We start from the raw sequence: 23,470 nt of genomic DNA, 5'->3' as shown, positions 1-23,470 counted from the left end.
TTAGAGAATGATATACGGCGTAGATGTTTTGAGTTTCCATGATGTTCTGGAGATCTGCAAAACTCCCAATAAAGCTAAACTTAATAAAGCAGCAAAAGAGCAAATTTTAAAATCACAAAAGAACGTTCAGAAAATTGTAGAGTCAGACCGTTGTGTGTATGGGATCAACACGGGTTTCGGACCTCTTTGCGATACGAAAATTTCAGCGGATGAAACCGCACTTTTACAATATAATCTTATCATTTCCCATGCGGTAGGAGTAGGAAAGCCCATTGATAAAGAACTTTCAAAAATCATGATGATTGCCAAAGTTCATGCGTTGTCAAAAGGATTTTCGGGAGTTTCTCTCGATGTGATTGAAAGAATGATCCTGATGCTGGAAAAAGATATCATCCCGGTCGTTCCGGAGCAGGGCTCTGTTGGCGCTTCCGGTGACCTTGCCCCGCTCGCTCATTTGGTATTGCCGCTTTTGGGCTTAGGAAAAGTATGGGTTGGAAACGAGATGTTTCCTACGGCAGAAATTTTAGAAAAAAACGATCTTCTTCCTTTGTCACTGGGACCGAAAGAAGGACTTGGACTGATTAACGGAACGCAGTTTATCTTAGCACACGCAATCAAAGGACTGGAAAAATTTGAATATTTACTGGATCTTGCTGATATGACGGCAGCCATGAGCCTTGAAGCGTACAGAGGTTCTGCAAGTCCCTTCAAGAAAGAACTTCATGAGATCAGACCTTTTGAAGGCAGTAAGAAAGTAGCCGCAAGAATGCTGAAATTTTTAAAAGGCTCGGAAAATCTGCAGGCTCATGAAGATTGTGAGCGTGTTCAGGATCCGTATTCCATGAGATGCGTCCCACAGGTTCACGGGGCAAGCAGAAACGCTTTTGAGCACCTGAAAATGATGGCGGAAACAGAATTGAATTCCGTAACGGATAACCCGATTGTTTTAAGTGCCGAAGAATCCATCTCCGGTGGAAATTTCCACGGTCAGCTGATGGCTTTACCGTTGGATTATGCCACTTTAGCGGCAGCCGAATTAGGAAATATTTCTGATAGGAGAAGCTACTTATTGTTAGAAGGAAAATACGGTTTACCAAGATTATTAACGGAAAGCTCAGGGCTTAATTCCGGATTTATGATTCCACAGTATACCTCAGCAGCATTGGTTACGGAGAATAAAACATTATGTTTCCCTGCTTCTGCGGATTCTATTCCGACAAGTCTCGGACAGGAAGATCACGTTTCGATGGGAAGTATTTCGGGAAGAAAATTTAATCAGGTGCTTGGAAATCTGGTCAATATTTTAGCGGTAGAATTGATGTTTGCAGCACAAGGCTTAGAATTCAGAAGACCGTCAAAATGTTCAAAAATCATTGAAGAAAACGTTGCAATCTTACGGTCAAAAGTTAAAAAACTTGAGGATGACCGTTTAATTGGGGAAGACATGCTTGCGATCGCAGAACTGATTAATGAAAGGAGATTCGTGGTAAACTAATATTCATAAAAGTACTCTTATAACCAGTTGTGCATTTTGATCTATCTTCGTCACTTTTAGTAGATTTTTGAAAAAAATCGTATTGAGAAGTTTATAATTTTGAAGATGGATTTCATTCTCGATACATTTTTTCTCCACTTTGTTGCGAAAAAACACTCGAAGTGACGAAGCTACTTTCAAAATTTTTCAAAACGCACAGCTGGTTCTTATAATAATTTTATACAAAGCTCCTTCGTCCGGAGCTTTTGGTTTTTTAATCCAATAAAAATTTAATTATGAAAATTCAGAGAACAGATTCTTCCTGCAGAGATTTTCGGGATTTGGTAAAACTTTTAGATGCTGATCTGGCAGTTCGTAATGGTGAAGACCAGGCATTTTATAGCCAGTTTAATAAAATCGATATGATTAAAAACTGTATTGTTGTTTACATCCATGAAATTCCTGCGGCATGTGGCGCTTTTAAAAGGTTTGAAGACGATACGGTAGAAATTAAAAGAATGTACACGCATCCTGATTTCAGGAAAAGAGGTTTGGCAACAGCTATTGTGAAAGAGCTTGAAAAGTGGGCAAAAGAATTAAACTACCAAAAAGCGGTTCTGGAATCTTCATTGGAACAGAATGAAGCACTCTCTGTCTATGAGAAAAGTGGCTATATGAGAATCCCTAATTATGGACAGTATATAGGCATTGAGAAGAGTGTCTGCTACGAGAAAACTCTGTAATTTTCAGTGGATATTATTTTCAGCATAATAAAAATTCATCAGAATTTAAACTTTAATATTCTGTAATTCAATGTAAAGTGATATCTTGGTTTACCAATCAAATATTATTTTATATGAAGAAACATGTATTCTACGTGCTCATGTTGTTTTTTGTTTTTACGGCATGTAACAGAGACGATCTGCAGAATTCACCTGCAGATATGGAAATCACCCGGAAAGACCCGCTTTCTGCAAAACAGATCAATGAGAAAATTAATGAAACCATCAAAACCAAAGGAAGATTTTCGTGGAAGGGATCATCCGATCATTTTGTGTGGAGTGCGATCTTTCAGGGAAATAAAATTGCGTCCATAGGCTTCGGTTCTTCTTTCGACAGAAGCCAGACCCCCGACAGCAAATCTATTGAGTCAGAAATTTTAAAAGTGATTGAGCAGTATGAAGGAAAAAAAGACAGGATCGTATTATCTTCCGACCCATACCTCAACCAGATGGACGTTGCCATCGAAAAGCAGGAAACGGTGATTGCTTTACGTAAAATGAAAAATATCCGTTATGTGGAACCTGCTGACTACCGTTATTTTGAAAATGAAAGAAAACTGAATGGGACTGCAAAATCCAGCAGCTCCTCATCAGGATGCGGATTTGAATCGACTGCCTTGAGCACATCAGATTATACAACCGTTACACCCAATGCCAAAGCGCCGTGGTCGTTTTCGAAACATAATATTATCAATGCCTGGAGTTACAGTACCGGTGCCGGAATTACCATCGGCGTGATTGACAGTGGTGTTTCTTCAGAGCAGTCTCTTTTAGGCTCCAGTTTCAACAACGGATTGTCTTCGGGCAGAAGCATCAGTAAAAACGGAGTCTATGTAGACTCCATATGGCCGTGGAGCAGTGGCTATGACGGTTCGGCAGATAAGTGCGGGCACGGAACAAGCATGGCTTCGGCAATGGCAGCACCTCGAAATAATATGGGGCAGCCGGTAGGAGTTGCCTATAATGCCAATTTGGTTACGTATCGAGCGGCATCCAATGTTGTGTTGGATGGCTATCACGAACAAAACGGAGTGAAAATCGCCTTCACGGAATTAGGGAACAATCCCAATGTAAAAATTATATCTATGTCGATGGGTCATATTTTCTCTGTAGGAAAAATTGAAGACGGAGTGAAATATGCGTATTCAAAAGGGAAATTGATTTTCTGTGCAGGCGGAACTTCAACCAGTTTTACCAATTTCGTAGGAGTGATTTTCCCGGCCTGGATGGCTGAAGCGCAGGCTGTGACAGGAGTAAAAGAAAATACATCCAATCAGAAATGCGATGTGTGTCATTCCGGTGCCGAGATTGATTTTACCTACCAGATGGAAAGAACTTCAGGAAATAGTGTTCCGGTGCTGAGTTACTACAACGGACAGACCGATTATGTTGGCGGATCCTCCGTTGCGACCGCTTCCACCGCAGGAATTGCCGCTTTGGTATGGTCCAAAAATCCTTCCTGGACGAGAGATCAGGTGCTGAACAAAATGCGTCAGTCGGCAACCTATTATCCTACCCCGAATTCTGATTACGGATACGGTAATATTAATGTTCTGCAGGCAGTGCAGTAAAATTTACCACGAATAAATTAATACAGAGACAGCGATAATTATTGCTGTCTTTTATGTTTTTAAATTCTTCCTGCAAATCATTAAGTAATTATACGCAATGCAAAATTGAGTATATCTACTCTAACATTTATCCGTTTTCTGAACTAGCTTTGTCATGTGATCACAACAAAACATTTCGATCTGTACGATAGACCATTGTCTAAGTGTACTGAGAGATTTAAAAAAACTAAAACTATGGAGCCAGAAACCATTCAAACGGGGCGTATCCGAAAGGCCATAAGAGTAGGAAAACAAAAATATTAATCATGACAGAACAACAAGAAACATTAGTAGGAGGCTGGACAGCATTTCACCCTCTTACTCCGGAAGATCAAAAAGTATTTGACGAAGCAATGAGAGGATTTGTAGGAGTACAATACAAACCGTACGACGTATCAACACAAGTGGTAAACGGAACCAATTACCGTTTCAAGTGCGACGCTTCAATGCCGCCTGCAGATGTTATGTGGCAGGCTATTGTGGAAATCTACCAGCCGATTAACGGTCAGCCACACGTTGTTGGTATCACAAGAATCTAAACAACTTTATGCATATTCTAAGATCGGGGGATTTTTCCCTCGATTTTTATTGTTCAAATATCAGCCAATTCTTACACTTGTCATACTGAGCGAACCACCAATCAATTCATCATTGAACAAAGACAGCTCATCTGAAGAAGTTTTCAGTCCCAGTGTGTAGATTAAGGGAAGATAATGATCGGGACTCGGGACAGCATACTGCAGCGAAATTCCCTGATTTTGATATTCAATAATATTCTTAAAATTTCCATCCAATAGCCAGTTGTTGGTTTTCTCACGGGCTTCAACGGCCCAGTCCCATCCAGCACCCACAGTATTGATATTTCTCCAGTTTATAAGTCTCAGGTTGTGAATGATATTTCCGCTCCCGATAATCAGGATTCCTTTTTCGCGAAGTTTGTTCAGTTTTTTAGCTAAATCAAAATGGTATTGCGGAGGTTTTGAATAATCAATGCTCATCTGAATTACCGGAATATCTGCTTCAGGATACATGTGCTTAATCACCGACCATGCGCCATGATCCAATCCCCAGCTGTGGTCTTCTTCTACAAAAACAGGCTCCAATAATTCAGCGGTCTCTTTAGCCAGTTCCGGAGATCCCGGAGCAGGATATTGTACATCAAACAGCGCCTGTGGAAAACCTCCGAAATCATGAATGGTTTTCGGCATCGACATGGCGGTCACTTTAGTTCCTGCCGTGAACCAGTGTGCCGAAATACATAAAATGGCATTGGGTTTCGGGATCTCAGAAGCAGCCTTGCGAAATCCCTGTACAAACTGGTTTTCTTCAATGGCATTCATAGGAGAGCCATGTCCCAGAAACAAGACCGGCATTTTTGCGGTATTGCTGAAAAGATCACTTATGTTTTGAAGATCGTTGAGGTTCATTTTATCTCATATTCATTAAAAAAGGTTCAAGGCTTTTGCTCCCTGAACCTTTTATGTTATTTAAATAAAAACAGGATTGACATCCTGTTGTCGGATAGTTCGTCCTCGCGGACTCATTTGTTTTTTAATAAACCGGGTTACCATCCGATTCTGTTATAGGTCGTCCCTTCAGGACTTCCCGGACTGCGTTAATGAATTACGCTTGTTTTACAAACTGTAATTCACCGGCGATTTTCACTTCTTCGCTTACCATTACACCTCCTGCTTCAAGAGCGGCATTCCAGTTAAGTCCGAAATCTTTTCTGTTGATTTTGCCTTCAAAAGAAAAACCAGCTTTTGTATTTCCCCAAGGGTCCACATTGATTCCGTTAAAGTCAACGTCTAATGTTACAGGTTTTGTAATTCCGTTGATGGTAAGATTTCCTGTTACCTCGTTGTTCAGGGCTGAAGATTCAAAAGTAATTGTAGGATTAGCTTCAGCGTTAAAGAATTCAGCAGATCTTAAGTGGTTATCTCTGTCTGTATTGTGGGTAGAGATAGAAGCTGTCTGAATGGTTGCAGTCGTTTTAGCGTTGGCGAAACTATCGTCTTCAGCATCTATTTCCGCGGTAAAATCGGTAAAGTTTCCTTTAATGTTTGAAATCATCATGTGTTTTACCTTGAAAGTAAGTTCACTATGTGCCGGGTCTAATGTCCATTTTGTTGCCATTGTTTTGTAATTTTGATTGTTATTAATGATGCAAATGTATGTCGGAAAACAGATTCGTTTCATTGACGTAGGATAAGAAATGATTTTTTGGCTTAAAACTATCATTTTAATTTTCCGTTCAATAACAAAAAGGTAAGGATAATGCCTCAATTTCTATTGTCAGCGTTTTGTTTTAACATTTTCTTAACGGATCATATTTATTTCTTATTTTTGGAGGATTCAATTTTTATCAAATGAAATTATATAAATTTTCTTTACTGATGGTGCTTCTGGGAAGTTCTGCATTTGCCCAGACTCAGAAATTTACGATGGCAGAGGCTGTTAATGGGTTGAGAACTAATCTTGCAGTGAAAAATATTTCCCAGTTTTCATGGTCCGGAGACGGAAAATCATATATTCAGGCCGTGAAAGGCGGCTATCTTGTCACAGATCTGAAAACCAATAAGCAGGACACGCTGGTATCCTTAACACAATTAAAAAGAAACCTTGCAGACAATTCCTTAAAAGCGGTTCCTCAAATCAAATTCATCAGTAATTCCAGAGGATATTTCAATTCCGCCGGAAAGATGACCTGGATTGAAAAATCTGGTAATGACTGGAAAATGAAAAATCAGATTGAAATGGACCAGAATGCTTCAGATCTGAAAGTTTTCGCAGATAATCAGACGGTTGCATTTACCGTAAAAAACAATTTGTTTATAAATAAAAATGGTAAAACAATCGCCGTTACCAATGATACAGATGAAAATATCCTGAACGGAGCATCCAATGTTCACCGTAATGAATTCGGGATTGATACGGGGATTTTCCCGGCGCCAAATTCCGAAAGTGTAGCATTCTACAGAATGGATCAGACCATGGTTGCAGATTACCCGATCATCGACTGGTCTGTAACACCTGCTGTGAACCACAATATCAAATACCCGATGGCAGGACAGACTTCCCATCAGGTAACTTTGGGAGTGTTTAATATCAAAAATCAGTCAACCACATTTTTGAAAATTGAAGGTGAAAAAGACCAATATTTAACGGCGGTTACCTGGAGCCCGGATTCTAAATATATTTTTGTAGGCGTACTGAATAGAGGGCAGAATCACCTTACAATGAATCAGTACGATGCAGCAACAGGAAATTTTGTGAAAACATTATTTGAAGAAACCAGTGATAAATATGTAGAACCGCAGCACCCGCTTACCTTCTTCCCGAATTCCAATACAGATTTCATCTGGCAGAGTCAGAGAACAGGATATAACCATTTGTTTCATTATAGTTTGGAAAAAGGTCTTATTGCTCAGATCACCAAAGGAGATTGGCTGGTTACTGATATTTTAGGTTTTAACGAAAAGAAAAAAGAGATTTATTTTGCTTCCACCAAAGAAACTCCTTTGGAGAAGCATTTATACAGAATCAACTGGACTAATTTCAAAATGCAGCGGTTGGATAATGCAGATGGTATCCACACAGGAATTTTAAGCAGCGACGGAAACCATTTGTATGATATCTACAGCAATGCAACCACTCCGAGAGTAGCAAGTATAATCAATACAAACAGCCTTAAATCAAATACCATTTTGACTGCTGAAAATCCGCTGAAAAATTACCAGCGTCCCGAAATAAAAGATGTCGTGTTAAAAGCTGACGATGGTACTCCGCTGTATGGAAAGATTATCCTTCCAACTAATTTTGATGCATCTAAAAAATACCCGGTAATCGTGTATTTATACAATGGCCCGCATTTACAGTTAATCACCAATTCTTTCCCTGCATCCGGCAATCTTTGGTACGAATATATGGCGCAGAACGGATATATCATCTTCACGATGGATGGAAGAGGTTCTGCAAACAGAGGATTGAAATTTGAACAGGCTGTTTTCAGAAACCTGGGAACTACCGAGATGAATGACCAGATGAAAGGAGTGGATTACCTGAAATCATTGCCTTATGTAGATTCTGAAAGAATGGGGATTCATGGATGGAGTTTCGGAGGATTTATGACGACCAGCTTTATGCTTCGTCATCCTGAAGTTTTCAAAGTGGGCGTTGCAGGCGGCCCGGTAATCGACTGGAGCATGTACGAGATCATGTACGGGGAAAGATATATGGATACGCCTCAGGAAAATCCGCAGGGTTATGCAAAAGCCAATCTTCTGGATAAAGTACAGAATCTTAAAGGAAAGCTGCTGATGATTCACGGAGCACAGGATGATGTGGTGGTGTGGCAGCATTCGGTTAAATTTATCAAATCTGCTGTAGACAACGGGGTACAGGTAGATTATTTTGTATATCCGGGACATCCGCATAATGTAATCGGGAAAGACAGAGTACACCTTATGCAGAAAGTAACAGATTATTTTGATTTATATCTGAAAAAATAATCTATTCCGGCATAATGAATTTTATACAAAAAGACAGAGTACACTTTCATACGTTTGATTCGTTGAGGTTTCTGTCTTTTTTGTTGGTTTTCCTCCATCATTCACCGGTTCCAAAAGATAATTTTCTTCATTACTTTGCTAAAGAAGGCGGGATTGGCGTTTCCTTTTTCTTTGTACTCAGCGGTTTCCTGATTACCTATATTCTGATGGTTGAGAAAATAAATACTCATGGGAAAATTGACCTGAAAAAGTTTTTTTTAAGAAGAATATTAAGAATCTGGCCTTTGTATTATGCCATGGTTTTATTTGCATTCTGCACGCCTTTTGTCCTTGACTTTTTTCATATTTCCTATTCTAATGAAGGATATGAACCCAATTGGTTTTTAACTTGTGCTTTCCTGGAAAATTATATGCAGATGCGGATGGGTACATTTCCCAATGTTTCACCCTTAAACGTTATCTGGTCGCTTTGTATCGAAGAACATTTTTATATCTTCTGGGGACTGGCTTTTTATTGGATATCCTTAAAAAATATTCCGAAACTGCTCTTAGGGTGTATTGTTTTTTCATTCGTGATGCAGGCAGTGTATCAACATTACGGGATCATTACGCTGGATCTTTTTACCAATATTCATTACTTTGCATTTGGCGGAATTCCGGCTTATATTTTTGTTTTCAGAAAAGATATTATTGAAAAAATGGAATTGATTCCTGCAGTTTACAAATATTTGTATGCGTTGTCCGTTCTGGCAATAATTATCCTTCTGTCAAATACCGGGATAAAACCTGATCCTAAAGTAACCTCATTGCTGCTGAGTATTTTGTTTTCAGGATTGATCTTATCTACGCTGGGAACGAAGAATGTTTTTAAAATATCAGACAAAACTATTCTTGCAAAACTAGGAAAATACACCTATGGGCTGTATTTACTCCATCCCGTTTTCATTATGCTGTTTGTGAAAATGGGTAATTATTTTGAATGGAGCTGGCTCGTCATTGTTTTGTTATCCTTCATGGCTTCGGTAATTTTTTCTTTTTTATCCTATCATCTTTTTGAAAAGCAGTTTCTTAAACTTAAAAGCAAACTGTAAATCCTGCAACCTGTTTCTTATCAAAGATCAATGTGTCTGATTTTTGCCTGAAGTATCTTTGTATCATAAAATCAACAATATGGAATTAGGTATCGGAATGTTTGGCGATCTGGCAGTAGATCAGTCAACCGGAAAATATAAAGATGCAGGAATTAAAATCCGTGAAATCATTGATCAGGTAAAACTGATGGACGAAGTGGGAATTGATGTTTTTGCTATGGGCGAACATCACCGTCCTGATTATGCCGTTTCATCGCCGGAAATTGTGCTGGCTGCGGCGGCAAGTGTTACCAAAAATATAAAGCTTGCAAGCGGAGTAACGGTTTTAAGCTCCTCCGAACCCGTGAAAGTCTATGAAGATTTTGCAACACTCGATTTGATTTCAGATGGTCGTGCAGAAATTTTCGTAGGCCGCGGAAGTTTTATTGAATCATTTCCGTTGTATGGATATTCTTTAAATGATTACGAAGAGCTTTTTGATGAAAAACTGGAACTGCTTTTAAAGATCAATTCTGAAGAAAACGTTTCCTGGTCTGGAAAACTTCGTGCGCCAATGCAGAGCCAGACTGTTTATCCGAGAGCTAAAAATGGTGGAAAACTTCCGATCTGGAGAGCTGTGGGCGGAACACCACAGTCTGTTTTGAGTGCTGCAAAATTGGGAATGCCGCTAGTTGTTGCAATCATTGGCGGAATGCCGATACAGTTTAAAAATCTGATCGATTTTTATAAGCAGGAATATCTGAGAGCCGGCCATCCGGAATCTGAAATGCAGATTGCCATTCACTCCCATACTTTTGTAAGTGAAAACCAGGAAATCATAGACGGATATTTTCATAATTATAAATCACAGATGGACAGGATCGGTTCGTCAAGAGGCTGGGCGCCGTACACTAAAATGCAATATGAGGGCGGAAGAAGCAAAGATGGTGCTTTATTCATCGGAAATGCTAATGAAGTGGCCGACAAAATTGCCTATATGAAAGAGATTTTCGGGATTACGAGATTCATCGGACACATGGACGTCGGAGCTCCTGAAAATGATATCATGAGAAAATCAATCGAGTTATTTGGTGAAAAAGTTGGTCCGCAGATAAGATAATAAGATTCCGCTGAAGTTATTTCAGCGGAATTTTAATTTTAGATGGCAGAATCAAACTTCGCTTTATATTCATTCAGAAGTTCGGCAAGCTTGTCTGCAGACATTCCGTAGGTGTCGGGAAAACCTCCCTGCCGGCGCTTTAATTTTTCTCCCGCAAGATTTTTATTAAGATCAAAAATCACGAGCTTATTAAAAGCCACCCATTTTGTACGGAAAGAATGTACCGCCTGCCACGGAATAAAGGTTATTCTGAAAAGATTTTTCATCTCAATTCCTTTTTCATCAATCTTAAGATAAGACGAACCGGGAAGAAGGTTGAGAAGAAAAACGATAAAACAGATTCCGAAAAACACAATATTCAGGATCGCAATGAGCATATTTCTATCCAGAAGAGAAATCCCTAAAACAACAAATCCGATGCTGATGACCAGTAAAATGCTGCTTTTTACTTTTCCGGGTTTTAAAATAAGAGATGTATTTTGCATGTTATATTTAAATTCAATAATTAATCAGATTATACGATTTCAATCTGGCTGCCTTTTTCTTCATCCTTAATGATATTCAGTGATACGGGGATCTTCTCCTTGAGCTCTTCCACATGTGAAATGATGCCTACAATCCTGTTTTCTTTCTGAAGATTCACAAGGGTTTCAAAAACAATATTTACCGATTCCAGATCCTGAGTCCCGAAGCCTTCATCAATAAAAAAGAAGTTTTTTTCTGCCTTTGCATTGCTTTGTACACTTTCTGCCAAAGCCAGCGCAAGACTCAGAGACACCTGAAAAGCCTGTCCGCCGGAAAGGGTTTTTACGCTTCTGCTGCGGCCTTCGTTGAGGTAATCGATGATTTCAAATTCATTGTTATCATTGAGCTGTAGGCTCAGCTGATTTCTTGTCATCCTGTGAAAACGTATATTCGCATGATCACAAAGCTGCCGCAGATAAATCGAGGAAACGTACTGTACGAATCCTGCCCCTTTGAAGAGGTTCATCATGATTTTCAGATTTTCAGCCCGCTTTTGAAGCTGCGCCGACACTTTTAAAAGATCTTCTTTTTTCTTAAACTCTTTTTCCAGTCTTTCGATTTCCGCTTTTGTTTTTACAACCGCATCATTGGCTGCTTTTACTTCAAGCTCAAGAGAGGCAAACCGCGTTTCAGCGGCTGAAAACTCCTCAGGATCAAAAGTAAAATTCTTTAATTTTATTTCAAGCTCAAGAATGCTGTTTTTTAAGGTTTCAAACTTTATTCTGAATTCCTGGATAAGGTTTTTGGCTTCCTGAACATCTATTTTCTCAGCCAAAATTTCCAGCACTTTATTTTGGTCAAACTGCTGTTCTGTTACAGCTTTTTCAATTGAAAGCGTATTTTCTGCAATTTCCTGCTCCAGCTCGGAAATTCGTTTTTCAAGCTGATTCACAATGGTTTTTTGCTCTGCCAGCTTTGGAGAAATTTCTTTTTCTTTTTTAAGAAGCTGCTGATAATTCTGCTCCGTTTCGCGGTTGGAAATGCTGAGTTTGTTAAGGGCTTCCTCTACTTCTAAAGCCTCTTTTTCAGTATAATTCTTCCATTTCAGGATTTTCAGGTTGGCTTCATTCGTTTTAATCTGCTCTTCTTTTTTAGCTTCATCCAGCCGGAATTTTTCCAGTGCTTTGTTGTAGCTGTCGAGGGTATTTCTTTCTTGATCAAGATTTTTCTGCTCTACACTGATCTGCTCATTCAGTTTTTCCATCTGCTTTTCAATGCTGAAAGAATGCTGTCTTTTTTCTTCAAAATCAGTTTTATTCGCTGCATTAAATTCTTTCCAGGTAAAATTTTTAAGATGAATTTCTATCTGATTCTGAATCTGTTTTGTCTGGTCGTCCTCATATTTTAGCTGTTCTTCAAAGATTTTCTTGCGGTCAAGGATTTTTTCCATTTCAGACACTTGTTTCTGCAGAAGATCTTTCCGGTGCTCCAGCTGGTCTGTTTGCTGCTGAATTTCATCTAATTCTGAATTAACATCGGCATATTGTACAATATTCGGATGTTCCAGGGCGCCACAGAGCGGACATGCTTTTCCGTCGTGCAGTTCAATGGCAAAATGAGAAAGCTTCTGCTGAACCTCCAGCTGACCACGTTTTTCAGAAAGTATTTTTTTCTGACTTTCCAGATTTTCAGCCTGGATCTTAAAATCTTCTCTGAATGTTTCGGGATTGATCTTTAAAACTTCAAGCTCTTTGGAAATGGCAATAATTTCATTTTTTTTACCTTCAGCTTTTTGAATCTGGCTATTGAGATTTTCCGTTAATTTTTTGTGCTCCAGAAACCAGTTTCCTACATTCACCAGCAATCCTGGATCCAGTTTTAAGGGCTTTAACAGTTCGTATTTTTTGGAAAGCTCTTCGATTTTCTGCTGAAGCAGCTTTTGCTGAGTTGCAACTTCTTTTACTTTTTGGAACCCATTTTCCGTTCTTTCTTTTAAGATTTTAATTTCATCATATACCCTCATCATCTGCAGAATCAGATTCAGATCGTTTTCCTGAATTTTCGACTGATGAAGGGCTTCATACTGTGGCTGTATCGCTGCAAGTTCGCTTTTTACCTTTTCAAACTGAATCTCCGTGTTCTGTACAATTAGTAACTGGGATTTTTTTATCTGCTGCTGTTCAGCAATTTCTTTTGCCAGTTTATTTTTTTCAGAAAACAAGGGAGTGAAGATTCGCGACACCCGGTCGTAGAGTTCTGTTTTTCTCTCCAGCAAGTCTACATTTTCCTTTTGTTCAGTTAGCTGCTTAAAATGGGTTTTCTTCTGATGCAGCAGTTCAAAGTCTTCTTTTAAAATTTTCAGTTTGGAATACATGTTTTCCGTTTCTTTGAAACTTATCAGTATTTCTTCAAACTTCTGCTGTTCCTGCTTTAGATTTTCTTTCTGTGATGAAATCTGTTCTTCATTTACCTCTTCAAATCCTTTCAGCTGACCTTCCAGCTGATCCAGTTCCGAACGGTTTTTGGTATTGATAAGGGAAACATTGTTCTGAAGATCAAACCGCTGAAGCCCGAATATTTCCTTCATCATATTCGTCCGCTCTGCGGCTCCCAATTCCAGGAATTCTTTGAACTGGCCCTGAGGAATAATAATGGTCCGTTTAAAATTAGCATAACTTAGCCCTACAATCTGCTCTGCATTCGAGTGATCAAGCGGAATCCAGTTTTCATTTTTCCATTCGTAAAAAGTGACTGACGGGGTTTTTACATCTTCAAAGTTTTTAGAATTTCTTTTAAATTCGCGTGTTGCACGGTATTTTTTGTTTTCGGAATTAATAAAATCAAACTCGATATAAGATCGGTTGGATTTCAGGTTCATCATATTGTATGCGCGTCTGTCACGGGCATTAAGGCGCTCTGTTTCTCCATAAAGTGCAAATGAAATTGCTTCCAGGATTGAAGATTTCCCTGAGCCCACAGCTCCGAATATACCAAAAAGGCCGGCTTCCGTAAGATTTTCGAAGTTAATTTTCTGACGCTCCTGATATGAGTAGATGCCTTCTAAAGTTAGTTGAACCGGAATCATAAGTTAGGATTAAGAATTTCGTTAAACAGATTGATAAGTTCGTCATTGGCTTCCTGGCCTCCGTTTTTCGATTTAAAATAATCTCCGAACAAAGACTGGATGTCCTGATTAAGGTTGATATCCCGAAGCTGGTTTTCATTCAATTCCTGGTTTTTAACTTTCGGAATAAGATGTACGATTCCGGTATGGGTTTGATACAGTCGTTTTCTTTCATCGGCTTTAAGGAAGGTTTCGCTTTCCAGAGTCAGTTCTACGAATGTGTCCTGGTTTTCCGTAAGCCATTCCACCGTTTTTTCGATACAGTCAAAGCTTTTTCTTTCCAGGCATTTACCGTTTTTAATCGGGATTCTTTTAAACTGAACGGTTTTCGCAGGTTCGGCTTCAATGATAGAAATATATTTGGTCTGCCCCGCTTCACTAAAGCTGTAGCAAAGGGGAGAAGATGAATAAACGACAGGTTTTTCCTCGGTTCCGATATTCTGAAAACGGTGAAGATGTCCTAGTGCCGTATACTGAATCTGTGGAGGAATGCTGTCTGAAAAAATAAGGTCTGCATTTCCGATCCTGAGTGGCTTTTCACCTTCGGGTTCGTCCAGAAGGGGAGCGCCTTTTTTATTCATGTACAAATGGGTCATGAGGAGGTTAATCCCTTTTTCATCACAAAATTCATCAGCATTTTTTTGCCAGTGTTCTGCGAGAACTTTATTCAGTTCGGCTTCCTTTTCTTCACCGAAATATTGCTTAAGCCTGATCTCGTTGGCATAAGGCGTATGAAGGATTCTCACGGGATGATCCAGGCTTTTTAAAGTAAGTTCAATATATCCTTCGTCAGATTTTGAAATGCTGAAATGTTCCAGTTCAAAAGGAGTGATAATCGCTTTGGGATGGCCAATGAGAATAATACCGCATTCCCGGGCCAAAGGATCTGGTGCGTCAATAAGGTTCGGAGAATCGTGGTTTCCCGAAATAGCAATTACAGGCCGCTTTCCGTTCAGCGACAGCCTTTTTAACGTTTTATAAAATAATTGTATGGCGTCGACACCAGGATTGAAATTGTCAAATAAATCTCCGGCAATCAGGATGAGATCAATATTTTGTTCATCGGCAATCTCTACAAGCTCATCCATCACCAAAACCTGTTCTTCAAGTCTGGAAAATCGGTCGAGTCTTTTACCTAAATGCCAGTCGGCAGTATGCAGAATTTTCATATTGTAAATGTAAAGAAGATAAATGAAAAGTAAGAATTGTGGTATACAACATTATTATCGCTATTTTTGCAAAAACTAACTACCATGAAACCAATACTGACAGTATTTGCTGTTTTGTTCACCCTTTTTGTGAATGCTCAAAATCCTGAAAAACTCTCCAAAGAAATCAATGAAGAAGGAATTGCCCTGTATCACAGCGAGATGACAAGCTGGAACGGCACCGATATTTTTATTGAAAATTATAAAAACAGGGAAAATATAGGAGGCTATTTTTCTTATCTGGATGAAGGTGTCCCGAAATGTATTTTTTTCTCTAAAAGCCAGAAAGTGATCGGCACCATTTGTTTTCCGGCCAATTATAATCCTAAAGATGCGAAAATAGATCTTAATGAAAGAGATTTTACGCCTCAGGAAACCGAATATTTTACCATACGACAGAATGCTTTAGAACGAATTCGTAATGATACGATCTTTAAAATATATAAAGATACCAATCTCAATATCATCCCGCTGATCAGAAATAAAGTTAAAAAAGTGTATGTTTTAACGGGGACTTCAGCCGGGGATACGGTCATATTCGGAAATGATTATCTGATTACTTTTGATCACAAGGATCAGGTGAAAAATGCTGAAAGGCTCCACAATACTATGATTGTACATAAGATTAATGACGAGGAAATAGGACATACGATAAGCGGAGTCCACAGTCATGTCATCAAAAACTGGCAGGCCATGACCCCTACCGATGTCTGTACACTGATGTTGCACCAGAAATTTACCGGTTGGGAAAGCTACACTACTGTTTCTAAGAAGTTTGTAAGCATATGGAACCCGAGCAATAACCTGATGATCATGAAAACTGAAAGTTTTAAAGGTATGGCAGAGGATATTCTTAAAAATAAAAAGGAAAAATCTGAGTCCGGAAAAAAGAAAAATAGTTCTGATTAATATATGAACGGGATTTTTTAGAATTAAAATAATCTTTTCAAAAAGTCTTTTCGGTATATTTCAGATCTGATTATTATTAAATTATATCTACTTTTACACCATGGAACAGCAATCTAAAGATCCCCTTCACGGAAAAAGACTTGATGCCATTCTTGAAGAACTGGTAGAATATTACAATGGTTTTGAAAAGCTTGGTGAGCAGATCAGCATCAAATGTTTTACGGATAACCCCAGCATCAGCTCATCTCTTAAATTTCTCAGGAAAACGCCCTGGGCAAGAGCAAAAGTAGAAAGTTTATATCTTTTTGTGCTGAGAGAGAGAAAAAGAAAAGAAACAAGAGGGCAGAAGTAGGATGCAAAGGATGCTTCTTTACCCCGTTATTTTCTCCTAATGAATCCAAAAACAGTATATTTGTAACGTTAATCGTGAAAATTCACGAAAAAAAGAAAAAAATATGACAATCGAAAACAATCATGTTGTAGCTGTAAGTTACATACTTCACACCATCGAAGAAGACGGGAGTAAAACTCTTGTAGAAGAGACAACAGCAGAAAATCCACTTACGTTTTTGTACGGTGTTGGAATGATGATTCCAAAATTTGAACAGAATATTTTGGGATTGCAGGCTGGAGATAAAGCAGCATTTGTAATTCAGCCGGAAGAAGCTTATGGTGAAAGACAGCCGGATGCAATGGCACAGCTGCCAGTAGATATGTTCCAGGAATCCGGATTACCGCCGGTTGGTGCAATTTTACCATTATCCGATAACCAGGGGAATAATTTCCAGGCATTCGTGGTAGAGGTAACACCGGATGTAGTAATAGCAGACCTTAACCATCCAATGGCCGGAAAAGTTTTGGATTTTCAGGTAGAAATTTTGAACACACGTCCTGCAACAGAGGAAGAGCTTGCACATGGTCACGCTCACGGCGTTGACGGAAATGAAGCTCACTAAAATATAAAATGTCCGATTCTTTCGGACATTTTTGTTTTAATATGAAACAGACTTTAATTATTTTTTATTCTAAAAATTCACCGCTTACATAATACCAGCGGTTCTGAATCAATTTAAATGTTGATAATTCATGATGAATCTGTGCTTTATTATTTTCATCAGTGTAAAAAGCTTTAAACTCCACTTTATATAAAGAAGGCTTGTTTATAATTTCCAGACGTGTCCATTTGTTGCTTTCTCCCCATTCCTGTAAATCCTTTTTATTGTGATATTTCCTTTTGCTGGGCAGCGTTGTTTCCATTAAATATTCACCATTCGGAATAGCAAACGCCGAAAATCTTGAACGCATTAAGGCTTCAGCCGTCGGAGCATTCTTCTCACCGTTATGATAGGATTTACAGCATTCTTCGTAGGTTTTTCCGGAGCAGCAGGGACAGTTCATTTTCTGATTTTATTTTAAAACACAAATTTACACGAATATTTTCTACCAATCATATAATGTCCAAATCAATAGAGGCGGGCTTTAGCCCGGCTTGACAATAATCAATTCAATTTGGCTTTAGCCAAAACTTATAATGTTGCAAATCTGTGCGTTTGCAAGTCAGCGTAAGAACTCATGTAGTGATTAATGTTTACAAAAAAAGCATCCAAAAAATTGAATGCTTTTAAAAATTATTTTATAAAACCTCTGCTTCTCAATAAAGGCTTAATATCCGGATCGTGTCCCGTAAAATCTCTGAATGCCTGATTCAGGTCCACAGAATTCCCTACGGAAAGAATATATTTTCTGAAACGGTCGCCGTTTTCCCGGGTAAGCCCGCCGTTATTCTTGATCCATTCCCAGGCATCATTATCCAGTGTTTCAGACCAAAGATATGCGTAATAACCTGCAGAATAACCACCGCCCCAGATATGGGCAAAGTAAGGCGTATGATATCTTGGAGGCACAGTTTTTAAAATAAATCCGTGCTTCCCTAATGATTCTTTTTCAAAATCTAAAACGGGAATTAACTGGCTTTCGTCAGTTACCGTATGCCAATCCATATCCAGTTCTGCGGCAGAAACCAGTTCCGTAGTCATATAACCCTGGTTAAAGGTAGACGCTTTCTTAATTTTATCTACCAGAGTCTGTGGAATCGGTTGTTTTGTATCGTAGCGAATTGCATAATTCTTAAGAACTACAGGATCCAGCGCCCAGTGTTCATTGATCTGTGAAGGGAATTCTACAAAGTCTCTTGGGACGTTTGTTCCGGACAGAGAAGGATATTTCTGGCTCGCAAACATTCCGTGGATAGAGTGCCCGAATTCATGGAATATCGTTGAAACATCATCAAAACTGATTAATGAAGGCTTTCCCGGTGCAGGTTTCTGGTAATTGTAGCAGTTTACAATCACAGGTTTTGTGCCCAGTAAATAAGACTGTTCAACAAAGTTGCTCATCCAGGCTCCTCCGTTTTTAGAGTCCCTGGTATAGAAATCAAGATAATAGATCGCAATAGATTTACCATCATGGTCGAAAACTTCATAGGTAACCACATCCGGATGATACACCGGAAGGTCCGTTCTTTTTTTGAAAGTAAGTCCGTAGAATTTTTCGGCAGCAAAGAAAACCCCTTTTTCAAGAACTGTTGTGATCTCAAAATAAGGCTTGATTTCACTTTCGTCCAAATCAAATTTTGCTTTTCTCACCTGTTCGGCATAGAAGTTCCAGTCCCAAGGCTCCAATTGAAAACCTCCGTTTTGCTGATTGATAAGATCCTGGATATCTTTAGCTTCACGTTTTGCAGTTTCAACGGCAGGGGTAGCAATCTGGTTCATTAGGTTGGTTGCTGCCTCCGGCGTTTTAGCCATCTGATCCTGAAGTTTCCATTCTGCGAAGCTCTTTTTGCCTAAAATCTGTGCTTTTTTAAGCCTTAATTTAGCAAGCTTCTCGATGGTTTCCCTGGTATCGTTAGCATCCCCTTTCTCCGCTCTGGTCCATGATGCTTTGAAGAGTTTTTCTCTTGTGGATCTGTTTTTAAGGTTTTGAAGAAGAGGCTGCTGCGTAGTATTCTGTAATGCCAGAAGATATTGGCCTTCTTTTCCTGCATTTTTGGCATCGGTAGCCGCCGCTGCAATTTCATCTGCGGAAAGACCGTCAAGTTCTTTTGCATCCGTAAAGAAAACGCCGCCCTGCTTTCTTGCCTCAAGTAATTTATTGGAATACTGGGTAGATAAGGAAGCCAGTTCCTGATTGATCTGCTTCAGTTTTTCTTTGTCTGCGGCAGAAAGATTAGCTCCGGCAATTTCAAAATTTTGCTTGTAATACTGTAATAATCTTTTGCTTTCAGAGTCTAAGCCATTTTCAGAAATAGCCTTGATTCTTTTATAAAGATTTTCATTCAGATACATTTTATCGGAGTGTGCCGCGAAAATCGGCGCATATTCTTCATCAAGCGCCTGTAAAGTTGGATTGGTATTGGCACTGGTAAGATTGGAAAACACGATTATCGCTCTTTTTAGAATTTCCCCGCTTTTTTCCAGGGCCACCAATGTATTTTCAAAAGTTGGAGCTTCAGGGTTGTTGGCGATTTTCAGAACTTCGGCGTCATGTTGTTTTAATCCGAAATCGAATGCCGGCTTGAAATGTTCATCTTTAATTTTGTCAAACTCAGGGGCCTCATACTGAAGTTTGCTTTTCTTCATAAAAGGATTAGACGACAGGGAAGCATCCGGTGAAGGAACTTCCTTTTGAGTTTCAGTGCTTTTCATTGTAGTACAGGATTGATTAAATGCTAACGCAGAAATTAATAATACTGATGAAATCTTCTTCATAAATGATTTATTAATAATGCCTAAAGATATTAAATCTTCCGTTAAAAAATGCACGATTTACATCTTATCATCAAGAAATAGAGCTCTTCCGAATTTGGAAAAGCTCTATCATATTGATTGCATTGAAAAATTAAAAAGGAGTACTAAATGTGTCTTGGTGTATGAACTGTTGATATCGCTTTTCTGGAAAGCAATACGGCAACAATTTCAAAGGCACCTAAAATAACATGCGGAAGGTAAATCCTGTCGTTGAACCCGAACAGCCATGGCGATACCAGCAAAAGGGCACCCGCTATAAAGTCGATTGTAAGGTGAATTTTGTACGGAATTACTTTTGCCAAAGAATATTCGTAATTTGTGAGAATACTGTACAATAATGTCGAAATCCCCAGAACTACAGGAATTATAGTAGCAGCACTGTCGTCTGCAAAGCCTAATAGCCATGGAGCAGCGATTAATAGCATACCAACAAGGTAATCCAGAATCGCGTGTGTTTTTGATGGAATCATAATATATATTTTTGTGTTGTGTATCATATACAGTTCAATACTTATACCATTGAATAAGAAAATGTGGTATAAATTATTGATTTTTAAGGTGTTTTGTTTTTAAGTTAATAGAGAGAAAGTATTTTGAAAATGTTCATTATGATTCAGATCGTATAATATTGAGAATGGATGTAATATTTTTTATAAATTAGGTGTCAATAAAATAAGACAATCATAAAACCATTGAATATGAAATCAACAAAACTTTTTATTTTTTCTGCATTTATGCTATTGGCATCATGTGATGGCAGGAAAGAAAAGCACGAAAACAGTGAAGGCGACTGGGTACAGAAAGTAGTCGATACCGATCATGGGCCTGTAAGAGAAAAGCAGGTAACTGGCGACTTTGATGAGATTGAAATCTCCCAGGCCATAGAAGCCGAGATTATCAAGTCGGATTTGGAAAAGGTAGTTATTTCCGCCCCGGAAAATATTATAGATGAGATTTTGGTGGATATCAGCGGAGGCAAACTTCATATTCATTATAAAAAAGGCATCAGAGTGATGAACAGCCACAAGGTTTCAGCTAAAATCTATGCTAAAGATTTCTCCAAAATAAATGCAAATTCTGCAGCAGGCATTACCGTAAAAGATAAATTTGTCCAGGATAAAACCGAAGTGGAGGTTTCAAGTTCGGCTTCTGTCAATGGAAATCTTGAGGCCAATGATTTTGAAATTTCTGTAGGAAGCGGCAGTAATTTTACTGGGAAAATATGGGCGGTAGACCTGGATGTCGATGCTTCATCAGGAGCAAGCGTGGATCTTTCAGGTAAAGCGAAAAAAGCAGAAGTTTCATCATCTTCAGGAAGCAGTGTTTCTGCGAAGGATATGGTTGCCGATCAAGTGAAAGCCGATGCGTCTAGCGGAGCAAGCATTGATATCAGTGCTTCATCATCCATTAATGCAGAAGCGTCGTCAGGAGGAAGTGTAGATGTTTATAAAAAAGGAAATGTAACTTCTGTAACGAAGCAGGAAAACAGCGGTGGAAGTGTAAGCATCCATTAATTATTTTCGTTTTCATCTTCATCATTTGAAGAATCTTCCCATTGCTTATTATCAAAATTAAGATTGTCGTAAGCCAGTAATTCCTCCTCTCTCTGGAGGATTTCTTTTGTGGTAAAAAGATGAATCTCATCATCTTCCTCTGCCTTGGCAAGTTTGCGGATGGATTCTTTATCAATAGCCATAAACCTTTGCCCGAGACGTCTTGCGGCATACTTCCGCATTCCCGTTTCATGAAGGACGTCTACGGCCATATCTACGGCTGTACCCAATGTTTCACGGTAAATGTTATTAATTCCGTTATTCAGATAATCGTATGCATCGATTCTGTTTTTAGCCCTTACGAATATTTTCACATGAGGATAATTTTCACGCACAATATCGGCAACAAATTTATTATTATCCGGATCGTCCAGGCATAGGATAAGTATTTCGGCGTCCTCAATTCCTGCGGCACGCAACGTAGGAATTTTAGTAGCATCACCGTAATATACTTTAAAACCGTAACTCCTTAGTAATTTAACGCGGTCAGAATCTCTGTCTAAAACAGTTGCCGAAATTTTATTAGCCTTCAAAAGCCTTCCTACCGTGCTTCCGAAATGCCCGAAACCTACAATGATAATTTTCTTTTGTTGGACATTGCTGTCCAGAATGTTAAAATCATTATCGGAATCCGGAACTTCTTTGATAAAACGCGGTGTAATCAATTTATCGTTGATAATCAGCAGAAAAGGAGTAATGCACATCGTAATGGCTGTAACGGCCATCATCTGGGCATTAAGCTCGGGACTCAACAGGTAAAGGTTGGAAGCATAGTTGATCAGTACAAATGCAAACTCTCCTACCTGGGAAAGCGCAAACGCATAAAAAAGAGTTTGAGGATTATCGAGCTTAAAAAATTTTCCGATTGAAAAAAGCACCATGAACTTGATAATCAGCACGGCAAAAACAGTACTGAAAATAAAAAGGGGATCTTCCCGGATGATATTAAAATTCATAGTTGAACCTACGCTTACAAAAAAGACAGCAAGCAGCAAGCCTTTAAAAGGATCAATCTGGGCCTCCAGTTCGTGCCGGAATTCGCTGTTCGCAAGCATTACTCCTGCAAGAAACGCTCCCAATGCAGGAGACAATCCTATGGCAACCATTAATTCCGAAACGCCAATAACGAGGAATAGGGAAGACGCAGTTAACAGTTCCGTCATTCCCGATTTTGAAACATATCTTAAAAAAGGGACAAAGACATATCTTCCCAATAGAATCAGTATCACCACTCCCAAAATTACCGTTGCAAACTGCATCCATTCCGGAAGTGTCTGAATCAATACCTGGATTTCATTATCATGATCTCTGGTCTTATAATTGGCAATGAGAGGTAGAATAGCGAGAATAGGAATTACCGCAATATCCTGAAATAAAAGCGTGGAAAATGAAGCTTCGCCGGCAAGTGTTTTTAAATTGTTTTTTTCCTGCAAAGTCTGCAGAACAATGGCAGTAGAAGAAAGGGCAAAACACATAGCGATAGCAATGGATTTGTCTAACGGCCATCCCACCATGATGAAAACAAGGAAAAGCAGCGAAATGGTAAGAAGCATCTGCGTAAGACCGAGCCCGATAATTTTTTTCCGCATGTCCCAGAATTTTCTGGGCTCAAGCTCAAGTCCGACTAAAAATAAAAGCATTATTACACCAAATTCACTGGCATGCATAATATCATTAACGTCATTTCCCGTCAGCCGCAATACATACGGTCCGATGATAATTCCGCCCGCAATATATCCGATGACAGAACTTAGTCCGAATTTCCTGGCCAGCGGAACCATAATAATGGCAACGCCCAGGAATAAAAGGGTATTCATGGCTAAGCTTGTCTCCAT

20 protein-coding genes are annotated in these 23,470 nt (G+C 39.0%); 11 read left to right on the top strand and 9 right to left on the bottom strand.

What is annotated here, in order from left to right; genetic code table 11:
• Nucleotides 1-7 precede the first annotated feature (7 nt).
• The 4 genes from hutH to ACYT6F_RS02665 all read left to right on the top strand — a co-directional run bounded on the left by hutH (nucleotide 8) and on the right by ACYT6F_RS02665 (nucleotide 4,405).
• Nucleotides 8-1,495 carry a histidine ammonia-lyase gene (gene hutH, locus ACYT6F_RS02680; protein WP_472599773.1) on the top strand — a complete coding sequence of 496 codons (1,488 nt, stop codon included), beginning with the start codon at nucleotides 8-10 and terminating at the stop codon, nucleotides 1,493-1,495.
• Nucleotides 1,496-1,770: 275 nt separating this feature from the next.
• Nucleotides 1,771-2,217 (top strand): GNAT family N-acetyltransferase, encoded by a 447-nt coding sequence (locus ACYT6F_RS02675; RefSeq protein WP_472599772.1) that lies wholly within the window; start codon nucleotides 1,771-1,773, stop codon nucleotides 2,215-2,217.
• Nucleotides 2,218-2,330: 113 nt separating this feature from the next.
• Nucleotides 2,331-3,827 carry a S8 family peptidase gene (locus ACYT6F_RS02670; RefSeq protein ID WP_472599771.1) on the top strand — a complete coding sequence of 499 codons (1,497 nt, stop codon included), beginning with the start codon at nucleotides 2,331-2,333 and terminating at the stop codon, nucleotides 3,825-3,827.
• A gap of 305 nt (nucleotides 3,828-4,132) precedes the next feature.
• Nucleotides 4,133-4,405: a hypothetical protein gene (locus ACYT6F_RS02665; RefSeq protein WP_472599770.1), complete on the top strand. Its 273-nt coding sequence runs from the start codon at nucleotides 4,133-4,135 to the stop codon at nucleotides 4,403-4,405.
• A gap of 60 nt (nucleotides 4,406-4,465) precedes the next feature.
• Here ACYT6F_RS02665 and ygiD read toward each other — a convergent pair whose 3' ends face one another.
• Nucleotides 4,466-5,293 carry a 4,5-DOPA-extradiol-dioxygenase gene (gene ygiD, locus ACYT6F_RS02660; RefSeq protein ID WP_472599769.1) on the bottom strand — a complete coding sequence of 276 codons (828 nt, stop codon included), beginning with the start codon at nucleotides 5,291-5,293 and terminating at the stop codon, nucleotides 4,466-4,468.
• A gap of 196 nt (nucleotides 5,294-5,489) precedes the next feature.
• The gene (locus ACYT6F_RS02655; RefSeq protein ID WP_029298650.1) at nucleotides 5,490-6,002 is read right to left on the bottom strand and encodes a YceI family protein; all 513 of its coding nucleotides are present in this window, start codon (nucleotides 6,000-6,002) and stop codon (nucleotides 5,490-5,492) included.
• A gap of 233 nt (nucleotides 6,003-6,235) precedes the next feature.
• On the opposite strand from ACYT6F_RS02655, the gene ACYT6F_RS02650 reads away from it, so the two are divergent.
• The 3 genes from ACYT6F_RS02650 (at nucleotide 6,236) to ACYT6F_RS02640 (ending at nucleotide 10,567) form a co-directional block, all read left to right on the top strand.
• Entirely contained in the window at nucleotides 6,236-8,377 is a 2,142-nt protein-coding gene (locus ACYT6F_RS02650; RefSeq protein ID WP_472599768.1) for a S9 family peptidase, read from the top strand.
• 14 nt (nucleotides 8,378-8,391) lie between these two features.
• Entirely contained in the window at nucleotides 8,392-9,468 is a 1,077-nt protein-coding gene (locus tag ACYT6F_RS02645) for an acyltransferase family protein (protein ID WP_472599767.1), read from the top strand.
• Nucleotides 9,469-9,547: 79 nt separating this feature from the next.
• Nucleotides 9,548-10,567 (top strand): LLM class flavin-dependent oxidoreductase, encoded by a 1,020-nt coding sequence (locus ACYT6F_RS02640; protein WP_472599766.1) that lies wholly within the window; start codon nucleotides 9,548-9,550, stop codon nucleotides 10,565-10,567.
• A gap of 38 nt (nucleotides 10,568-10,605) precedes the next feature.
• Here ACYT6F_RS02640 and ACYT6F_RS02635 read toward each other — a convergent pair whose 3' ends face one another.
• From ACYT6F_RS02635 to ACYT6F_RS02625, 3 genes are read right to left on the bottom strand one after another with little or no spacing between them, the layout of a single operon-like run.
• On the bottom strand, nucleotides 10,606-11,052 hold the full coding sequence (locus ACYT6F_RS02635; protein WP_472599765.1) for an STM3941 family protein: 447 nt from the start codon (nucleotides 11,050-11,052) through the stop codon (nucleotides 10,606-10,608).
• A 29-nt stretch (nucleotides 11,053-11,081) separates the two neighbouring features.
• Nucleotides 11,082-14,117, bottom strand: a complete 3,036-nt coding sequence (locus ACYT6F_RS02630; protein WP_472599764.1) for an AAA family ATPase — start codon at nucleotides 14,115-14,117, stop codon at nucleotides 11,082-11,084.
• Entirely contained in the window at nucleotides 14,114-15,325 is a 1,212-nt protein-coding gene (locus tag ACYT6F_RS02625; protein ID WP_472599763.1) for a metallophosphoesterase family protein, read from the bottom strand. The genes ACYT6F_RS02630 and ACYT6F_RS02625 overlap by 4 nt, the downstream gene beginning before the upstream one ends.
• Before the next feature lie 84 nt (nucleotides 15,326-15,409).
• Between ACYT6F_RS02625 and ACYT6F_RS02620 the strand changes: the two genes are divergently transcribed.
• The 3 genes from ACYT6F_RS02620 (at nucleotide 15,410) to ACYT6F_RS02610 (ending at nucleotide 17,229) form a co-directional block, all read left to right on the top strand.
• A complete protein-coding gene (locus ACYT6F_RS02620; RefSeq protein WP_472599762.1) occupies nucleotides 15,410-16,273 on the top strand; it encodes a hypothetical protein in 864 nt (287 codons plus the stop codon).
• A gap of 100 nt (nucleotides 16,274-16,373) precedes the next feature.
• Entirely contained in the window at nucleotides 16,374-16,625 is a 252-nt protein-coding gene (locus tag ACYT6F_RS02615; RefSeq protein WP_472599761.1) for a VF530 family protein, read from the top strand.
• Nucleotides 16,626-16,728: 103 nt separating this feature from the next.
• Nucleotides 16,729-17,229, top strand: a complete 501-nt coding sequence (locus tag ACYT6F_RS02610; RefSeq protein ID WP_472599760.1) for an FKBP-type peptidyl-prolyl cis-trans isomerase — start codon at nucleotides 16,729-16,731, stop codon at nucleotides 17,227-17,229.
• Nucleotides 17,230-17,293: 64 nt separating this feature from the next.
• Here the strand turns inward: ACYT6F_RS02610 and ACYT6F_RS02605 are convergent, their stop codons facing one another.
• The 3 genes from ACYT6F_RS02605 to ACYT6F_RS02595 form a co-directional block, all read right to left on the bottom strand.
• The gene (locus tag ACYT6F_RS02605) at nucleotides 17,294-17,671 is read right to left on the bottom strand and encodes a YchJ family protein (protein WP_472599759.1); all 378 of its coding nucleotides are present in this window, start codon (nucleotides 17,669-17,671) and stop codon (nucleotides 17,294-17,296) included.
• Between the two features lie 230 nt (nucleotides 17,672-17,901).
• Nucleotides 17,902-20,043, bottom strand: a complete 2,142-nt coding sequence (locus tag ACYT6F_RS02600) for a M3 family metallopeptidase (RefSeq protein ID WP_472599758.1) — start codon at nucleotides 20,041-20,043, stop codon at nucleotides 17,902-17,904.
• 143 nt (nucleotides 20,044-20,186) lie between these two features.
• Nucleotides 20,187-20,552 (bottom strand): SPW repeat protein, encoded by a 366-nt coding sequence (locus tag ACYT6F_RS02595; RefSeq protein ID WP_472599757.1) that lies wholly within the window; start codon nucleotides 20,550-20,552, stop codon nucleotides 20,187-20,189.
• A gap of 228 nt (nucleotides 20,553-20,780) precedes the next feature.
• On the opposite strand from ACYT6F_RS02595, the gene ACYT6F_RS02590 reads away from it, so the two are divergent.
• A complete protein-coding gene (locus ACYT6F_RS02590; RefSeq protein ID WP_472599756.1) occupies nucleotides 20,781-21,596 on the top strand; it encodes a head GIN domain-containing protein in 816 nt (271 codons plus the stop codon).
• Here ACYT6F_RS02590 and ACYT6F_RS02585 read toward each other — a convergent pair.
• A complete protein-coding gene (locus ACYT6F_RS02585) occupies nucleotides 21,593-23,470 on the bottom strand; it encodes a monovalent cation:proton antiporter-2 (CPA2) family protein (RefSeq protein ID WP_472599755.1) in 1,878 nt (625 codons plus the stop codon). The two genes, ACYT6F_RS02590 and ACYT6F_RS02585, sit on opposite strands and share 4 nt — an antisense overlap.

This window comes from Chryseobacterium sp. NG-CE01, from assembly GCF_055695505.1.
Note: the sequence above shows the minus strand (reverse complement) of the source record. Positions and strands in the feature narration are given on the sequence as shown.